Raw genomic sequence first — 15,156 nt, forward strand, 5'->3', positions numbered from 1 at the left:
TGAGGAGGGCGCGTAGCGCCCGTCTCGAAGCACGAGGCCACCGGCCGACGTGTGCTCGCGCCCTCACAACAGCGTCGCCCCGAAATTCTGCTCGGGGTCCATGTCCGCTACCAGCCGCCCCGTCGGCTTCGCCGCCTCGCCGCCGCTGCGGGCGAGGAACTGGCCCGAGCCCGGCTGCACCGACAGCTTGCCGTCATCGACGATGACGCGGCCGCGCGACAGCACGGTCACCGGCCAGCCCTGCACGCTGCGGCCGGCGAACGGCGTGTAGCCGGCAAGGTCGTGCATCGCGGCATCGGTGATCGTGACGCGCTTGTCGGGATCCCACAGCGCGATGTCGGCATCGGCGCCGATCGCGATCGCGCCCTTCCGCGGATGCAGATTGTAGATCTTCGCCGGCGCCGTCGCCGTCAGCTCGACGAACTTGTTGAGGCCGAGCCGGCCCTTCGACACCATCGCGTCGAACAGCAGCGGCAGCCGCAGCTCGAGGCCCGGCAGCCCGTTGGCGATCTGCTTGAAGTTCGGGCTCGGACCGGCGCGCAGCTTGCCGGTTTCGTCGAAGCGATACGGCGCGTGGTCCGACGAGATCGTCTGCAAATCTCCGAGCGCCAGCGCCTGCCACAGCGCCTCATGGTCGGGCGCACGGCGCGGCGGCGGGCTGCACATCCACTTGGCGCCATCGATGCCGGGCTTGTCGAGATCATCAGCCGTCATGAACAGATATTGCGGACAGGTTTCCGCGAACACCTTCAGCCCCTGCCCGCGCGCGTCGCGGATCACCTTGGCGCCTTCCGCGGTCGAGACGTGGAAGATCATGATCGGCTGATCGACCAGCGCCGCCATGCCGATCAGGCGGTTGAACGCCTCGGCCTCGGAAAAGCGCGCATGGCTGATGGCGTGATATTTCGGCGCGGTGTAGCCGCGTGCCAGCAGCCGCTTCACCATCCACGAAATGATGCCGTGATTCTCGGCGTGCGCGCACAGCATCGCGCCGCCCTCGCGCGCGGCGACGAGAATGTCGAGCAGCGGCTCGTCGTCGATCTTGAGCCGGTCATAGGTCATGAAGATCTTGATCGAACCGTGCCCCTGCCGGATCAGCGCCGGCAGGTCGCGCTCCAAGGTCTCCTTGGTCGGATCGGCAATGATCATGTGGAACGCGTAGTCGATCACCGCACCCTTGCGCGCCAGCGCGTGGTAGTCCTCGAGCACCTGCGGCAGCTGCATACCGACATGCTGCGCGGCGAACGAGATCACGCTGGTGGTGCCGCCGAACGCGGCGGAGGTCGTCGCGCTCTCGAACGTGTCGGCATTGACGATGCCGGCAGCCGAGAGCTGCTCGATGTGGCAATGGCTATCGACGCCGCCGGGAAGAACGTATTTGCCGCGCGCGTCGATCTCGCGCCTGGCGGGCCCGAGCGCGCGGCCGATCGCCGCGATGGTCTCGCCTGAAATAGCGACGTCGGCCTCGAACGTATCGGTGGTGGTGGCGACGCGCCCGCCCCGGATGATCAGGTCGTAGGCCGGCTCGGTCATCGCGATCTCCTAGTTCTGTCAAATGGAACGCCGTCGACGCGAGATGGCCGCATCGGCCCCATTGCGTCAGCCGTGGCATAGTGATTGCCTGTCACGCGCCGTCAACACTGAAGAAGCAGGTAGCTCCCATGTCCCGCCCGCGCATCACCGTGATCAACCCGAACTCCAACCAGGTGGTCACCGACGGTCTCGCGGCGGCGCTCAAGCCGCTGATGTTCGCGGAGGGGCCCGAGATCGTCTGCGAGACACTGAAGGAAGGCCCCTACGGCATCGAGAGCCAGAAGGACGCGGACAGCGTCACCCTGCCGCTGCGACGCTTCGTCGAGGGCGACAACGCCTCCAGCGCCTTCGTGATCGCCTGCTACAGCGACCCTGGGCTGCATGTCTGCCGCGAGGCCACGGCACGGCCGGTGCTCGGCATCGCCGAATGCGGCGTGCTCACCGCGCTGACCCGCGCCGATACGTTCGGCGTGCTCGCCATCGCGCAGCGCTCGATCCGCCGCCACATCCGCTATCTCCGCCAGATGGGGCTGATGGACCGCCTCGCCGCCGAGCGTCCGCTCGACATGACGGTGGCCGAGACGGCATCTGGTGAAGGCACCTTGGCGAAGATGATCGCGGTCGGCCGCGCGCTGAAGGAGGAGGACGGCGCCGGCGCCATCGTGATGGGCTGCGCCGGCATGGCGCGGCATCGCAAGAACCTGGAGGACGCGCTGGGGATTCCGGTGATCGATCCGACCCAGGCTGCGGTGACCATGGCTCTGGGCGCGGTGGCGTTTGCCAGCTGAGCGCATTGTTTGGTGGCAACACTCGCGCGGCGACCTCGGTGCACCTCGCCCCGCTTGCGGGGAGAGGTCGGATTGCATCGTCAGATGCAATCCGGGTGAGGGGGACTCTCCGCACGGTCAGTGCGCGTGGCTGCCTCTCACCCCAACCCTCTCCCCGTAAGAACGGGGAGAGGGAGCGCACCGAGATCCGCGCGAGGATTTCGCCTACAAACTACAACATTGGGTCACTCCGGCGGCACTGCGCCGGTGCGGCTGGTGATGAGCCCGTAATGCTCGACCCGGCGATGCCGCCCGAAGTCGAAGATCGTCTCCTTGCCGAACCGTGTCGCATCGAGATCGCAAGGTACGACCAGCACCTCGTCGCCCTCCGTCAGCGCTTCCGCGACGATCTCGCCGTCGGGATTGACGATCAGGCTGCCGCCGATCAGGTGATGACCGTCCTCGACGCCAGCCTTCGCGACCGCCACGACCCAGCACGAGTTCTGATAGGCGCCGGCTTGCGCGGACAGCCGGTTGTGGAACAGGCGCTGCTGCAGTCCCTCCGCTGACTTCAGCGAATTCACCGACGGCGTGTTGTAGCCGATCAGCACCAGTTCGACGTCCTGCAGGCCCATGACCCGATAAGTCTCCGGCCAGCGGCGGTCGTTGCAGATCGCCATACCGATGATGCCGCCGAGATTGCGCCAGACGGGAAAGCCGAGATCGCCCGGCTCGAAATAGCGCTTCTCCAGATGCTGGTGGCTGCGCTCCGGTTCAAACTCCTCGTGGCCGGGCAGATGTACCTTGCGATACTTGCCGACGATGTTGCCGGCGCGGTCGGTGAGAACTGCCGTGTTGTAGTGATGCCCATCCGGCGTCAGCTCGGCATAGCCGAGATACATCGCGATGCCGTGCTGCGCTGCGCGGTCGAACAGCGGCTGCACCGCGGCGTTGGGCATCTCGCGCTCGAACCAGGCATCGACATCGGCCTGATCCTCCATGTACCAGCGCGGAAAGAACGTGGTGAGCGCCAGCTCCGGATAGACGATGAGATCAGCGCCCCTGCGCTTGGCCTCGTCCAGCAGCGCGATCATGCGCGTGACGACGGCCTCGCGGCTGTCAGCGCGCTGGATCGGCCCCATCTGGGCCGCGGCAACGTTGATGATGCGCATGATGGAACTCCACAATCAGTTCGTATATGCGCCCTCTCCCCTTGTGGGAGAGGGCATGTATGACGTCTCGGCAAGCTCGGTTGGGTGAGGGGTCTTTCTCCACGAGCGGCACTCGTCGAACGAGACCCCTCACCCGACCGCGTACGCGGATGGCCGTACATGCCCTCTCCCACAAGGGGAGAGGGCGCTGCATCGGACAGCGCTGAGATGACCGGCGGCACCGAACCGATATCGAGAGAGCGGCGTGTGCCACTATGCCGAAAGTACCTGGTGCCGCCATCATCCCGGCCGATGCAGCACCGGGCGCGTGCGCGAGAACGACGGCCGCCCCCGCTTCAGGCCCCACAGCGGTTGCGCCAGCGTTGCGACCGCCTCGGTCGGATCGGCGGCATCGATGCAGACGAGATCGGCCGGCGCGCCGACGGTGATGCCGTAGTTGCCGAGCCGCATCAGCTTCGCCGCATCATGGGTCACCATGTCGAGGCAGCCGGCGAGATGGTCAGGGCGCGAGACGTGGCAGACATTGGCGTAGAGGTTGGCCATCCGGATCAGCGAGCCGTCGCCATAGGGCGTGAACGGGTTGAGCACGTTGTTGGTCGAGAGCGAGCAGGTCACGCCCCTCTCGCGCAACGGCTCCAGCGGGACCACGCCGCGCGGGATCGCATGATCCTGCCGCCGTCCCATCAGATGCAGGTCGGTCGAGGGCAGCACGGTCACGGCGACACCGGCATTGGCGAGCTGCGCGGCGATCGCGTTGAAGCGTTCCGGCGGCAGCAGCGACAGCTGCGTGACATGGCCGACAGCGACGCGCCCGCCCCACTTGTACTCCTCGGTCTTGCGGCAGACATATTCGATCTGCATGTGGTCGAGCGTCTCGGCGAGATCGAGATGCATGTCGATGTCGACGTCGTGTTCGCGCGCGATCGCGAAGATGCGGTCGATCTGCGCCGGCGGGTTGGTGTCGAAATACGGGGCGGCGCCGATGGTGCGCGCGCCACGACGCAGTCCTTCGATCAGCAGCTCCTCGGTGCCCGGATAGTTCGTCAGGCCTTCCTGCGGGAACACGCAGATCTCGAGATCGAGCGCCCAGGCGTAGTCGCGCGCGAGCTGTTGGATGGCTTCGAACGCGATGAAGCCGATGCCGGGATCGAGCTCGACATGGGTGCGCATCCGCATCGTGCCATGGCTGACGCAGCGCTCAACGGTCTGCTTCGCCCTGGCATAGACATCCTCCGGCGTGAAGTTGCGCTTGGCCGCCGCGGTCTCCCGCACCGCCTCGGCGACTGTCCCCTCCCGGATGCTGCAGCGGTCGAGGATGCAGGTCTTGTCGAGGTGGATATGGGTCTCGATGAAGCCGGGCACGACGAGACAATGTTCGGCGTCGCGCTCCTCCACCTCGGCCGGCAGCGCGGACTCGATGGCGGCGATGCGGCCTTTGGAAATTCCGATATCGGCGCGGCGCAGCTCGCCCTGCTGCGCCAGCACCGCGTTGCGAATGATCAGGTCCATGCCGCCTTTGCCGCCGAAGACTCCCTACGCGCGCCAAGCTGGCGGCGTCGCGTCCAAAAGGCAAGCGCCATGCCAGCGGGCGAGGCCGCGCTGCATTGCAAGCCGGCCGTCGTCACCATTCGTTTACAAATAGATGCCGCCCGGGATACCCTTGTTTGCTGCAGAAAAACTGCTATATTGATGCATGGAAAACGTGAACGCGTTCTGCTCAGGCCCGTCGTCAAGGCGGGCCGTTGCCGTTTTGGGGGTGGCTGTCCGATGACTCGCTCCAACCGCACGGATCATATCCGCCTGACCTCGCACCCGGTGCCAGGCGCCAAGCATAATTTCCCGCTCCACTGGGGCGCCGAGACCGCGCGCGAGCGCGGGCCGATCATCGGCACCGTGTCGCGGCCGCAGGACCGCAACGTGATCGGCAGCCATGGTGGCTCCTACACGGTCTACCGCGCGCTCGCGGTATCATCCGGTGCGCTCGATCCGATCCGCCGCCCCGATCTCACCAACACCCATCCCGCCGCCACGATCGGCCCGTTCGCGCAGTGGCGCGATCCGGCGAAGATCGTCGCGCTCGATCCCTGGGGCCATCTGGTGGCCGAGAATTTCGGCGGCGAGATCGCGGAAGGAATCGATATCCGGCCGACCATCGCCGTGACCAAGGCGCGGATCGAGCTCCCCGAGCTGCATGCGGCGCTCGCAGCCAAGCGCCTCGTCCATGACGGCGAGGTCGTGCATGCCAATGGCAGCGTGTCGGTGGTGAAGGTCGCAATCGACCCGGTGTGGTATCTGCCCGGCGTCGCCGCGCGCTTCGGCACCAGCGAGACCAATCTGCGCCGCGGCCTGTTCGAGCAGACCGGCGGCATGTATCCGGAGCTGGTGACGCGGCCCGACCTGCAGGTCTTCCTGCCGCCGATCGGCGGCACCACGGTCTATCTGTTCGGCGACGTCACCAAGCTGAACGACGGCCGAACGAAGATCACGTGCCGCGTACACGACGAGTGCAACGGCTCCGACGTGTTCGGCTCCGACATCTGCACCTGCCGCCCCTATCTGATCCACGGTATCGAGGAATGCGTTGCGGCCGGGCAGAACGGCGGGCTCGGCATCATCGTCTACAACCGCAAGGAAGGCCGCGCGCTCGGCGAGGTGACGAAATTCCTAGTCTACAATGCGCGCAAGCGCCAGGAGGACGGCGACGCCGCAGCGGCCTATTTCGAGCGCACCGAATGCGTCGCCGGCGTGCAGGACGCCCGGTTCCAGCAGTTGATGCCCGACGTCATCCACTGGCTCGGCATCAAACGCATCGACCGCTTCATCTCGATGAGCGACATGAAGCACGACGCGCTGGTGGGCCAAGGCGTCGACATCGTCGAGCGCGTGCCGATCCCGGACGAGCTGATTCCCGCCGACGCCCATGTCGAGATCGCGGCCAAGAAGGCGGCCGGCTATTTCTCGCTGGAGCCGCAGAAACCCGAGGCGCTCGGCGACACCGTCGGCCGCCCGCTCGAGAAGTACTGAGCGCAGCAGCAGATCATGGACGACGTCTCATATCTCCTGTCGGCCCGCGCCGTGCGCGAGCGGTCGCATCAGCTGCTTGCGCTCGGCCTCGCCGACAAGCTGCCGCATTTCCGCATCGACATCGCCCGGCTCGACGCGATCGCCGACGTCGTGCTCGATGTGACCCGCAAGGCCTATCCCGACGGCGAGGTGCCGTTCCACTCGCGCTGGCGGCATTTCGTGGTCGGTGGTGTCGATCGCTGGGCCGCGATCGCCGACAAAGTGAATTGGCCGAATGCGGCGTCGCGGGCGCGCGCCGAGTTCGATCTCGCCATCGCGAGCGTGCTGCTCGACGCCGGCGCCGGCGCGGCGTGGCGCTATCATGACGAAGCCAGCGGCTTCAGCGTCGGCCGCTCCGAGGGGCTGGCGCTGGCCAGCCTCGAGATGTTCGCAAGCGGCGCGTTCTCGTCCAATGCGAGCGATCCGCTGCGGGCCGATGCGGCGAGGCTCAGGCAGCTCACGGTCGCGGATCTCGAACGCGGTTTTCAGGTCGGTGCCGACAATCCGCTGGTCGGGCTCGAGGGGCGCGTGGAGTTGCTGCGGCGGCTAGGCGCCGTCGTGGCGGCAAGTCCCGAGGTCTTCGGTGCGAAGGACGGTCCGCGGCCGGGTGGCCTGTTCGATCGGTTGGCTGCTGGCGGCCGCATCGAGGCCCCTTCGATTTTGCAGCAGGTGCTGCGTCAGCTCGGCCCGATCTGGCCGTCACGCCTGACGCTGCACGGCACAGCGCTCGGCGATTGCTGGCGGCATCCATCATTGATCACCGATGACGCGACCACCGGTCTCGTCCCGCTGCACAAGCTGTCGCAATGGCTGAGCTATTCGCTGATCGAACCGCTGCAGCGCGCCGGCCTTGTGGTGGACAACATCGACGGCCTCACCGGCCTCGCCGAATACCGCAATGGCGGCCTGTTCGTCGACGGCGGTGTGCTGAGCTTGCGCGATCCCGCCGATGCCGCGCGCGTGCATGAGGTCGATTCTCCGCTGGTGGTGGAATGGCGCGCGTTGACCGTCGCCCTGCTCGACCGGCTGGCCGAACTGATCCGCCGGCGCACCGGCCAGACCGCGGAGCAGCTACCGCTGGCGCGCATCCTCGAAGGCGGCAGCTGGGCCGCCGGCCGCAAGCTCGCCTTCGCCCGCCGCCCGGACGGTTCGCCGCCGCTGACCATCCTCACCGACGGCACGGTGTTTTAAGGGGTTTGGGCCTGAGGTCGCCGACCTCGCGGTTCCGTCATTGCGAGCAAAGCGGGAAGGACGTCTGGATTGCTTCGTCGCTTCGCTCCTCGCCATGACGAAACTGATCAGTTGCGCGTAGGGGGGGCAAAGCGCAGCGTGCCCACCATTCCAAGCTGAGCTAAGATCGCGGTGGACACGGCGCGTCGCGCCTTTGCCCACCCACCGCTTTGGAGATGAAAGCCATGGAAGGCGTCACGGTCGTCGATCATCCGCTGGTGCAGCACAAGCTGACCCTGATCCGCGACAAGTCGATCTCGACCAAGTCGTTCCGCGAGCTCTTGAAGGAGATCGGCATGCTCCTCTGCTACGAGGTCACGCGCGACCTGCCGCTGACCGAGGTCGAGGTCGAGACGCCGCTGGCGCGGATGCAGTCGGCCAAGATCGCCGGCAAGAAGCTGGTGTTCGTGCCCGTGCTGCGCGCCGGCGTCACCTTCGTCGACGGCATGCTCGATCTGGTGCCGACCGCGCGCGTCGCCCATATCGGCCTGTACCGCGAGCCGCAGACGTTCACCGCAGTCGAGTACTTCTTCAAGGCGCCGTCCGATCTGCACGAGCGGCTCGCCGTGGTGGTCACGCCGGTGCTGGCGACCGGCAACAGCGCGGTCGCCGCCGTCGACCGCCTCAAGGAGCGCGGCGCCAAGGACATCCGCATGGTCTGCATGATCGCCGCCCCCGAAGGCGTCGAGCGCGTCCGCGGCCTGCACCCGGACGTCGCGCTATGGACGGCTGCGATCGACGAGGGCCTCGACGACGACGCCTTCATCGTCCCCGGCCTCGGCGACGCCGGCGACCGCGCCTACGGCACGCGGTAGCGGCGGTCAGCCGGCGAATGCCGCCTGCGCCTCGGGCAGCGCCCAGATCTTTGCGATGGCGGCGCTGCCTGCCGCTGTGATCGCAGCCTCGTCGCCGTGGAGATAGCGGCCGTCGTGGATCAGCAGCCGGCCGTCGATCATCACCTGGTCGATGTTGGCGCGGTTGGCGAGCGCGATCAGGCCGCGGCGCGGGTCGTGTAGCGGTCGAAGATGTGGATGCGTCATGTCGACGACGGTGAGGTCGGCGGTCGCCCCCGCCGCGATGACGCCGAGATCGTCGCGCTTGATCATGGCGGCGGCCGTCGTGGTGACGGCGTCGATCAATTCCGGCGCGCTTGTCGTCTCGGCGCTTCCCAGCGCGATCTTCGAGATCATCGACGCCGCATTGAGCTCGCCGAGCAGGTCCATGTTGTAGCCGTCGGTGCCGACCGCGGTGCGTACGCCGTGCGCGGCGAAGCGGCCGAAGGCGGCGGTGACTCCGGCGCGCGCGAACACGCGCGGGCAGTTCAGCACGCCGGCACCGCGCGCCGCCATCAGCGCAAGGTCCGCATCGGTCGACGCGTGGCAATGCGCGGCCAGCAGATCGGGTCCGAGCAGCCCGAGCCAATCGAGATATCCGGCCGGGGTGCGGCCGCCATGGCGCTGCGCGATCGTCGCGACCTCGCCTGCGCTCTGCGCCATGTGTGTCGTGATGGGAACGTCGAGCTCGCGCGCCCGGCTCGCAGCCGCGCGCAGCAAATCCGGCCCGCAGGTGTCGGTGGCATGCGGGCTCATCGCGAGCCGAATGCGCCCGTCACCCTGGCCGTGCCAGCGCTGATGGAGCGCGTTCCAGATCGCCAGGTCGGCCTCGCCGTCATTGCCCGCATAAGTCACGACGCCGGAGGCATCCGCCCTGGCATCACCGGTCGAGAACAGATAGGGCGCGCCGTAGAAGCGCAGCCCCATCTCGAGCGCCGCATCGAACATCTCCGGGATCGTGTTGCGGAACGGCTCCATCACCGTGGTGGCGCCGCCCTTCAGGAGCTGCAGCACGCCCATGCGGCCGATCGCAAGCCGCTCCTCCGCCGAGAGGATGTCGGCGCCGCGCTTGGACAGCGGCAGCAGCACCGTGTAGACGATGCTCTTGTTGTTGCGGCGGCCGTTGCCGTCCTCGGTCAGCGTGCGTGCGATCGCCTCGCTGAAGACGTGGTTGTGCAGGTTCAACAGCCCCGGCAGCACGAATCGGCCCGGACGATCGAACACCTCGTCCGCCGCCGGCCTGTCGCGCGTCACGGCCGCGATGCGCCTGCCCTCGACCAGCACCCAGTGATCGCGCAGCACGTCCTGCGCGCCGTCCCTGCGCGTCAGCACATAGCTGCCGAAGATCGCGGTCGTGCTCATGCGCTCTTCGCTTCCGCCGCCTCGTGACGCTGGTAGTTCGCGGCGATCTCGGCGCCGGTCGTGATCCAGACGTCCTGGCACGATTTGGCGTAGGTCAGGAACTCGCGCAGCAGGCGGAAGCGCATCGGCCGGCCCGAGACCTGCGGATGCAGCACGGTCGTCACCATCGCGCCCCAGTCGCGGACTTCGTCCAGCTCATCCTTCCACATCGACAGCACGTGCTCCTTCGGAAAGATCGAGCGCGGCGAGAACCGCGCCGACAGGCCGTGCATCCAGTCGTCATAGCTCGCGGTCACCGGGATCTCGATCGTGCCCGGCCTGCCGTCGGCGAGGCAATGGCGATAGGGCCTGACGTCGTCGCGGAACGACGAGGTGTAGACGATTCCCTGGCGCACCAGCGCTATCCGCAGCTCCTCGCAGAACTCGCCGAACGGCGCGCGGTAGCCGATCGGCCGGATGCCGAGCCGGCGCTGGATCGCCTCGAAGCCGCGCTCGATCTCCTCGACGATGAAGGGATCGCCCGGATCGGGCAGCAGATGGTGATAGCCGTGATGGCCGATCTCGTGGCCCGCCTTCAGCACGGCCTCCGCCATCGCCGGATGCGCATCGACCGCCCATCCCGTGATGAAGAACGTCGCCTTGAGATCGAGCTCGGCGAGCAGCTCGAGCAGCTTCGGCGTGCCGACGCGCGCCTCGTAGCCGCCGAAGCTCATCGTGACCAGGCGCGCGGCGTGCGCCGGATCCTTCGACGTCCAGGCGCTCTCGGCGTCGATGTCGAACGACAGGAACATCGCCGCTCTGTACGGCGCAGGCCATGGATAGTCCGGCGCCGGCGGCGCAGTGTTGGCGGGAACGACCGGGATCCCCGCGAGCGCCTTACTGTCCAGCATTGATCAGCACCTTCTCGATTCCGTTGTCGCTGAGCTTCCACTTCGCCAGCAGCGCCTTGTAGCTGCCGTCGGCGATCAGGCCCTCCAGCGCAGCGTGCAGCGCGCCACGGAGCTCGTCCGCCTTCACCGGCGTCGCAAGCCCGGTATATTGCAGCGCGATCATCTCGCCGACCGGCGCGTAGGCGTTCGGCTCGAGGTCCATGATGTAGGGCAAGGTCTCGTTGCCCTGCACGGCGGCATCGATGCGGCCCTGCTTCAATTGCGTCCGCGCGTCGGCCGAGCCTTCAGTGCCGACGAACTGGATCGGGCTTGATCCGCAGTTCTTCTCGCTCCAGGCCGCGATCTGGTCCGGAAACTTGGTGCGCCTGGAGGCGCCGACCTTCCTGCCGCACAGCGCGGTCGGCTCCTTGAGCTCGGCCGCGCGCGACGCCTGCACAAAGAAGCGCGGGCCGCTGCGCAGATAATCGATGAAGGTCGCGGTGTCCTGCCGGCTCTTGTAGTCGGTCATGCCGGTCAGGATGATGTCGAAACGCTGCGTGGCGAGGCCCGGCATCAACTGGTCGAAGCTCGTCTCCTGCCAGACAGCCTTGACGCCGAGCTTCTTGGCCAGCGCCTCGCCGAGCTCGACATCGAAGCCGGTCAGGGTGGATGTGGCCGGATCCTTGAACTCCATCGGCGGATAGTTCGGCACCACCGCGATGCGCAGGCCATTCTGCCTGATCTCGGCCGGCAGTTCGGCGGCGAGAGCCGTGCCCGCCACGGCGGCGCTCATGAGTCCAGCCAACACGATCCACTTCAAATCCATCACCTCACCCCACTTCCGCTGCCAGAAACGCTCTTGTTCTCGCCTCGCGCGGCGCGCGCAGCACCTCGCGGGCCGGGCCGCTCTCCACGATCACGCCCTGGTCCATGTAGACCACCCGGTCGGCGACCTCGCGCGCAAAGCCGAGCTCATGCGTCACCACCAGCATGGTCATGCCGGATGTCGCGAGCTCCTTCATCACGGCGAGCACCTCGCTGACCAGCTCCGGGTCGAGCGCCGAGGTCGGCTCGTCGAACAGCACCAGCCGCGGCTTCATGGCGAGCGCGCGTGCGATCGCGACGCGCTGCTGCTGGCCGCCGGACAATTGCGATGGATAGGAGCCCGCCTTGTCGGCGAGGCCGACCCGGCGCAGCAGCGCCAATGCCTCGTCCCTCGCCTCGGCAAGCCTGCGCCTCTGCACCTGCACCGGCCCCTCGATGACGTTCTCCAGCGCCGTCATGTGCGGAAACAGGTTGAAGCGCTGGAACACCATGCCGCAGGCGAGCCGCTGCCGCGCGATCTCGCGCTCCGACAGCCGGTGCAGCCGGCCGTCCTGCTCGCGGAAGCCGAGCAGCGCGCCGTCGAGCCAGATGCCGCCGCTGTCGGCCGTGGTCAACTGGTTGACGCAGCGGAGCAAGGTGGTCTTGCCGGAACCGGATTGCCCGATCAGGCAAACCACCTCGCCCTCGAAGACGTCGAGCGAGACCTGCTTCAGCGCCTGAAATTCACCGAAGCGCTTGCTCAGTTGGCGGATGGCGACCAGCGGCCTCATCAGCGGCCGCCTCGCGCGATGCCGCGGGCAAAGCGGCGTTCGAGCAGCATCTGCAGCGGCGTGAGGATCGAGACCACGAGCAGATACCACAGGCCGGCGACGATCAGGAGCTCGATGACGCGCGAATTGGCGTAGTAGATGTTCTCGGCCGAGTGCAGCACCTCCGGATACTGGATCACGCTGGCGAGCGAGGTCGCCTTGACCAGGCCGATGAACTCGTTGCCGAGCGGCGGGATCACCACGCGCATCGCCTGCGGCAGAATGATCCGGCGCAGCGCCTGCAATCGTCCCATGCCGATCGCCTGCGCCGCCTCGTATTGCCCGATATCGACCGACAGCAGGCCCGCGCGCATCACCTCGGACGTGTAGGCGCCCTGGTTGATGCCGAGCCCGAGCAGCGCGGCCAGGAACGGCGTCATCACATCGACCGCGCGCGCGCTCCACAGGCCGGGAATGCCGATGGTTGGAAACACCAGCGCCAGATTGAACCACAACAACAACTGGAGGATCAGCGGCGTGCCGCGGAACAGCCAGGTGTAGCCGGCGGCGACCGACCGCAGCACCGGATTGGGCGACAGCCGCATGATCGCAACGACGACGCCGAGCGCGATTCCGAGCATCATCGCCAGGACCGCCATGACCATCGTGTTGACGATGCCGCGCAGGATCACCGGCGCCGTCAGGAAGCGTTCGACGAACACCCACTCGATCTGCCCCTTGGCGAAGGCCCGCCCGATCGCGACGAGGACGACGACGATGACCGCGGCCGCGAGCCAGCGGCCCCAATGCGCCTGCCGCGCAATCCCGTGTCCGGACAGATCCGGGAAGCCGTCGGCCAGGGCCTCGCTGCGGCTCATTGCGGCGCCGCGTTGAGCATGGGCTCGCGGACCGCATTGGCCCCGAGCCCCCATGTGTCCAGGATGGCCTTGTAGCTGCCGTCGGCGATCATCGCCTTGAGCTGCTCGGTCACCACTTCACGCAGCGCGGCATCATCCTTGCGGAACATGATGCCCTGGTAGCCGAAGGCGATGGGCTCGCCGACGATGCGATACTTGCCGGCCTCCTGCGACTGCGCATAGGGCAAAGTCTCGCTGCCCTGCACGGCAGCATCGATGCGGCCCTGCTTGAGCTGATTGCGGACATCGATCGAGTTCTCCCCCGGCGCATATTGCGCGGCGGGCTTCCCTGCGGCCTCGCAACTGGCCTTGCTCCATTTCTCGATCTCCTGCGGGAAGCTGGTCGAGCGCGTGGTGCCGATCTTCCGGCCGCACAGATCGGTCGCGGCCTTGGCATCGCTGTCCGCCAGCACGAAGAACTGCGGACCGGTGACGAGATAGTCGACGAAATCGGCGGTCTCGCGCCGCGACGCACGATCCGAGATGCCGGAGATGATGAAGTCGGCGCGCTTCGTCTGCAGCGACGGAATGAGCTCGGCGAACGGCGTCTCGCTCCAGACGATCTTGACGCCGAGGCGCTTCGCCAGCGCGTTGGCGAGGTCGATGTCGAGACCCTTCAGCTCGTTGGTGGCGGGGTCGTGATATTCCATCGGCGCGTAGGTCGAGTTGACCGTGAGCTTGAGCACGCCAGCCTGCTTGATCTCAGCGGGCAGCTCCGCCGCCCCCGCCGCAGCAAGCGAGACGAGGATGACGAGACCTGCAAACAACGAATGGCGCATCCTGCAACACTCCCCCACGTGAACGGCTAATCGACCACGACCGGCTCGACGACGCCGGCGCGCTCGGTGATGAGCCTGTACTGATCCGGCCGGCGATGGGCCGCGAAGTTGAACATCTTGTCCTTGCCCTGGCGGCACAGATCGAGGTCGATGTCGGCGACGACGACCTCGTCAGCGAGCGTCCTCGCCTGCGCCACGATGCAGCCATTGGGATCGACGATGCAGGACCCGCCGATCAGCCCGCTGCCATCCTCGTCGCCCGCCTTGGCGACCGCGATCGCCCACGTCGCATTCATGTAGGCGTTGGCCTGCGCCACCAGTGTGGAATGGAAGGTGCGCAGCGCGGCATCCTCGGTGTTGCCGCCGTTCGGATCGTAGGCCGCGGAATTGTAACCGACGCAGACCAGCTCGACGCCCTGCAGTCCGAGCACGCGCCACGATTCCGGCCAGCGCCGGTCGTTGCAGATCATCATGCCCATGATGGCGCCGCCCCACTCGCGGCCGGCGCGCACGGCCGGAAAGCCGAGATCGCCATAGCCGAAATAGCGCTTCTCCAGCTGCTGATACTTGGCACCCGGGCGCGGCTCGACGGAGCCGGGCAGATGCACCTTGCGATATTTGCTGATGATCTCACCGTCGGGATCGACCAGGATGGAGCTGTTGAAGCGGCGTCCGTCCGGTGTCAGCTCGGCATAGCCGACATAGAAGCCGACGCGAAGCGCCCGCGCCCGGTCGAACAGCGCGGCAACGGACGGATTCGGCATCGAACGCTCGAAGTGGCCGTCGAGCGCCTCGCCTTCGAGGATCCAGCGCGGGAAGAAGGTCGTGAATGCGAGTTCGGGGAAGACCACCAGCTTCGCGCCCTGGGCGGCCGCCTGTTCCAGGAGCCCGATCATGCGCGACAGCGTGTGCCCGCGGCTGTCGGCGCGCTGGGTCGGCCCCATCTGGGCGGCGGCGGCGCGGAAGATACGGCTCAAAATTCTGCCTCCGATCTGTGCGTCATGCCTTTCCAGCAGGCGGCAGCACCGCCCTCTGCGACGCGCAAGAGAAGCATCAA

14 protein-coding genes are annotated in these 15,156 nt (G+C 67.1%); 4 read left to right on the forward strand and 10 right to left on the reverse strand.

Annotated features, from left to right (window positions below):
* Positions 1-63: 63 nt before the first annotated feature.
* Entirely contained in the window at positions 64-1,533 is a 1,470-nt protein-coding gene (gene hydA, locus ACQR1D_RS23580) for a dihydropyrimidinase (RefSeq protein ID WP_434839156.1), read from the reverse strand.
* A 128-nt stretch (positions 1,534-1,661) separates the two neighbouring features.
* Here hydA and ACQR1D_RS23585 point away from each other — a divergent pair, with 128 nt between their 5' ends.
* On the forward strand, positions 1,662-2,321 hold the full coding sequence (locus ACQR1D_RS23585) for an aspartate/glutamate racemase family protein (protein ID WP_315804446.1): 660 nt from the start codon (positions 1,662-1,664) through the stop codon (positions 2,319-2,321).
* 224 nt (positions 2,322-2,545) lie between these two features.
* Here ACQR1D_RS23585 and ACQR1D_RS23590 read toward each other — a convergent pair whose 3' ends face one another.
* The gene (locus ACQR1D_RS23590) at positions 2,546-3,472 is read right to left on the reverse strand and encodes an N-carbamoyl-D-amino-acid hydrolase (protein ID WP_315804445.1); all 927 of its coding nucleotides are present in this window, start codon (positions 3,470-3,472) and stop codon (positions 2,546-2,548) included.
* Between the two features lie 279 nt (positions 3,473-3,751).
* A complete protein-coding gene (locus ACQR1D_RS23595) occupies positions 3,752-4,981 on the reverse strand; it encodes an amidohydrolase family protein (RefSeq protein ID WP_316177938.1) in 1,230 nt (409 codons plus the stop codon).
* A gap of 258 nt (positions 4,982-5,239) precedes the next feature.
* Between ACQR1D_RS23595 and ACQR1D_RS23600 the strand changes: the two genes are divergently transcribed.
* The 3 genes from ACQR1D_RS23600 (at position 5,240) to upp (ending at position 8,580) form a co-directional block, all read left to right on the forward strand.
* A complete protein-coding gene (locus ACQR1D_RS23600) occupies positions 5,240-6,496 on the forward strand; it encodes a GTP cyclohydrolase II (RefSeq protein ID WP_434839157.1) in 1,257 nt (418 codons plus the stop codon).
* Positions 6,497-6,511: 15 nt separating this feature from the next.
* Positions 6,512-7,726: a URC4/urg3 family protein gene (locus ACQR1D_RS23605; RefSeq protein ID WP_315804442.1), complete on the forward strand. Its 1,215-nt coding sequence runs from the start codon at positions 6,512-6,514 to the stop codon at positions 7,724-7,726.
* A gap of 224 nt (positions 7,727-7,950) precedes the next feature.
* Positions 7,951-8,580: a uracil phosphoribosyltransferase gene (upp, locus tag ACQR1D_RS23610; protein ID WP_434839159.1), complete on the forward strand. Its 630-nt coding sequence runs from the start codon at positions 7,951-7,953 to the stop codon at positions 8,578-8,580.
* A gap of 6 nt (positions 8,581-8,586) precedes the next feature.
* Here upp and ACQR1D_RS23615 read toward each other — a convergent pair whose 3' ends face one another.
* The 7 genes from ACQR1D_RS23615 to ACQR1D_RS23645 are packed head-to-tail and all read right to left on the reverse strand — an operon-like array spanning position 8,587 to position 15,076.
* Positions 8,587-9,960 carry an amidohydrolase family protein gene (locus tag ACQR1D_RS23615; RefSeq protein ID WP_434839160.1) on the reverse strand — a complete coding sequence of 458 codons (1,374 nt, stop codon included), beginning with the start codon at positions 9,958-9,960 and terminating at the stop codon, positions 8,587-8,589.
* Complete coding sequence (locus ACQR1D_RS23620; RefSeq protein WP_434839161.1) at positions 9,957-10,850, reverse strand: polysaccharide deacetylase family protein; 894 nt, start codon at positions 10,848-10,850, stop codon at positions 9,957-9,959. The genes ACQR1D_RS23615 and ACQR1D_RS23620 overlap by 4 nt, the downstream gene beginning before the upstream one ends.
* Entirely contained in the window at positions 10,837-11,655 is an 819-nt protein-coding gene (locus tag ACQR1D_RS23625) for an ABC transporter substrate-binding protein (protein WP_434839162.1), read from the reverse strand. Before ACQR1D_RS23625 ends, ACQR1D_RS23620 begins: the two co-directional genes overlap by 14 nt.
* A gap of 4 nt (positions 11,656-11,659) precedes the next feature.
* Positions 11,660-12,427, reverse strand: coding sequence for an amino acid ABC transporter ATP-binding protein (locus ACQR1D_RS23630; protein ID WP_434839264.1), 768 nt, complete (start codon positions 12,425-12,427; stop codon positions 11,660-11,662).
* A complete protein-coding gene (locus tag ACQR1D_RS23635; protein ID WP_315804438.1) occupies positions 12,424-13,281 on the reverse strand; it encodes an amino acid ABC transporter permease in 858 nt (285 codons plus the stop codon). Before ACQR1D_RS23635 ends, ACQR1D_RS23630 begins: the two co-directional genes overlap by 4 nt.
* Positions 13,278-14,099, reverse strand: a complete 822-nt coding sequence (locus tag ACQR1D_RS23640) for an ABC transporter substrate-binding protein (RefSeq protein ID WP_434839163.1) — start codon at positions 14,097-14,099, stop codon at positions 13,278-13,280. Before ACQR1D_RS23640 ends, ACQR1D_RS23635 begins: the two co-directional genes overlap by 4 nt.
* A gap of 26 nt (positions 14,100-14,125) precedes the next feature.
* Positions 14,126-15,076 carry an N-carbamoyl-D-amino-acid hydrolase gene (locus ACQR1D_RS23645; protein ID WP_434839164.1) on the reverse strand — a complete coding sequence of 317 codons (951 nt, stop codon included), beginning with the start codon at positions 15,074-15,076 and terminating at the stop codon, positions 14,126-14,128.
* Positions 15,077-15,156: the final 80 nt, after the last annotated feature.

It is taken from the genome of Bradyrhizobium sp. HKCCYLRH2047 (genome assembly GCF_051168175.1).
GTDB lineage: Bacteria > Pseudomonadota > Alphaproteobacteria > Rhizobiales > Xanthobacteraceae > Bradyrhizobium.

Excerpts from the sequence above, each read along its gene's own strand:
- ACQR1D_RS23590 (WP_315804445.1), bottom strand. The coding sequence starts at position 3,472 with ATGCGCATCATCAACGTTGCCGCGGCCCAGATGGGGCCGATCCAGCGC.
- ACQR1D_RS23585 (WP_315804446.1), top strand. The coding sequence starts at position 1,662 with ATGTCCCGCCCGCGCATCACCGTGATCAACCCGAACTCCAACCAGGTG.
- ACQR1D_RS23640 (WP_434839163.1), bottom strand. The coding sequence starts at position 14,099 with ATGCGCCATTCGTTGTTTGCAGGTCTCGTCATCCTCGTCTCGCTTGCT.
- hydA (WP_434839156.1), bottom strand. The coding sequence starts at position 1,533 with ATGACCGAGCCGGCCTACGACCTGATCATCCGGGGCGGGCGCGTCGCC.
- ACQR1D_RS23635 (WP_315804438.1), bottom strand. The coding sequence starts at position 13,281 with ATGAGCCGCAGCGAGGCCCTGGCCGACGGCTTCCCGGATCTGTCCGGA.
- upp (WP_434839159.1), top strand. The coding sequence starts at position 7,951 with ATGGAAGGCGTCACGGTCGTCGATCATCCGCTGGTGCAGCACAAGCTG.
- ACQR1D_RS23595 (WP_316177938.1), bottom strand. The coding sequence starts at position 4,981 with ATGGACCTGATCATTCGCAACGCGGTGCTGGCGCAGCAGGGCGAGCTG.
- ACQR1D_RS23625 (WP_434839162.1), bottom strand. The coding sequence starts at position 11,655 with ATGGATTTGAAGTGGATCGTGTTGGCTGGACTCATGAGCGCCGCCGTG.
- ACQR1D_RS23605 (WP_315804442.1), top strand. The coding sequence starts at position 6,512 with ATGGACGACGTCTCATATCTCCTGTCGGCCCGCGCCGTGCGCGAGCGG.
- ACQR1D_RS23615 (WP_434839160.1), bottom strand. The coding sequence starts at position 9,960 with ATGAGCACGACCGCGATCTTCGGCAGCTATGTGCTGACGCGCAGGGAC.
- ACQR1D_RS23620 (WP_434839161.1), bottom strand. The coding sequence starts at position 10,850 with ATGCTGGACAGTAAGGCGCTCGCGGGGATCCCGGTCGTTCCCGCCAAC.
- ACQR1D_RS23600 (WP_434839157.1), top strand. The coding sequence starts at position 5,240 with ATGACTCGCTCCAACCGCACGGATCATATCCGCCTGACCTCGCACCCG.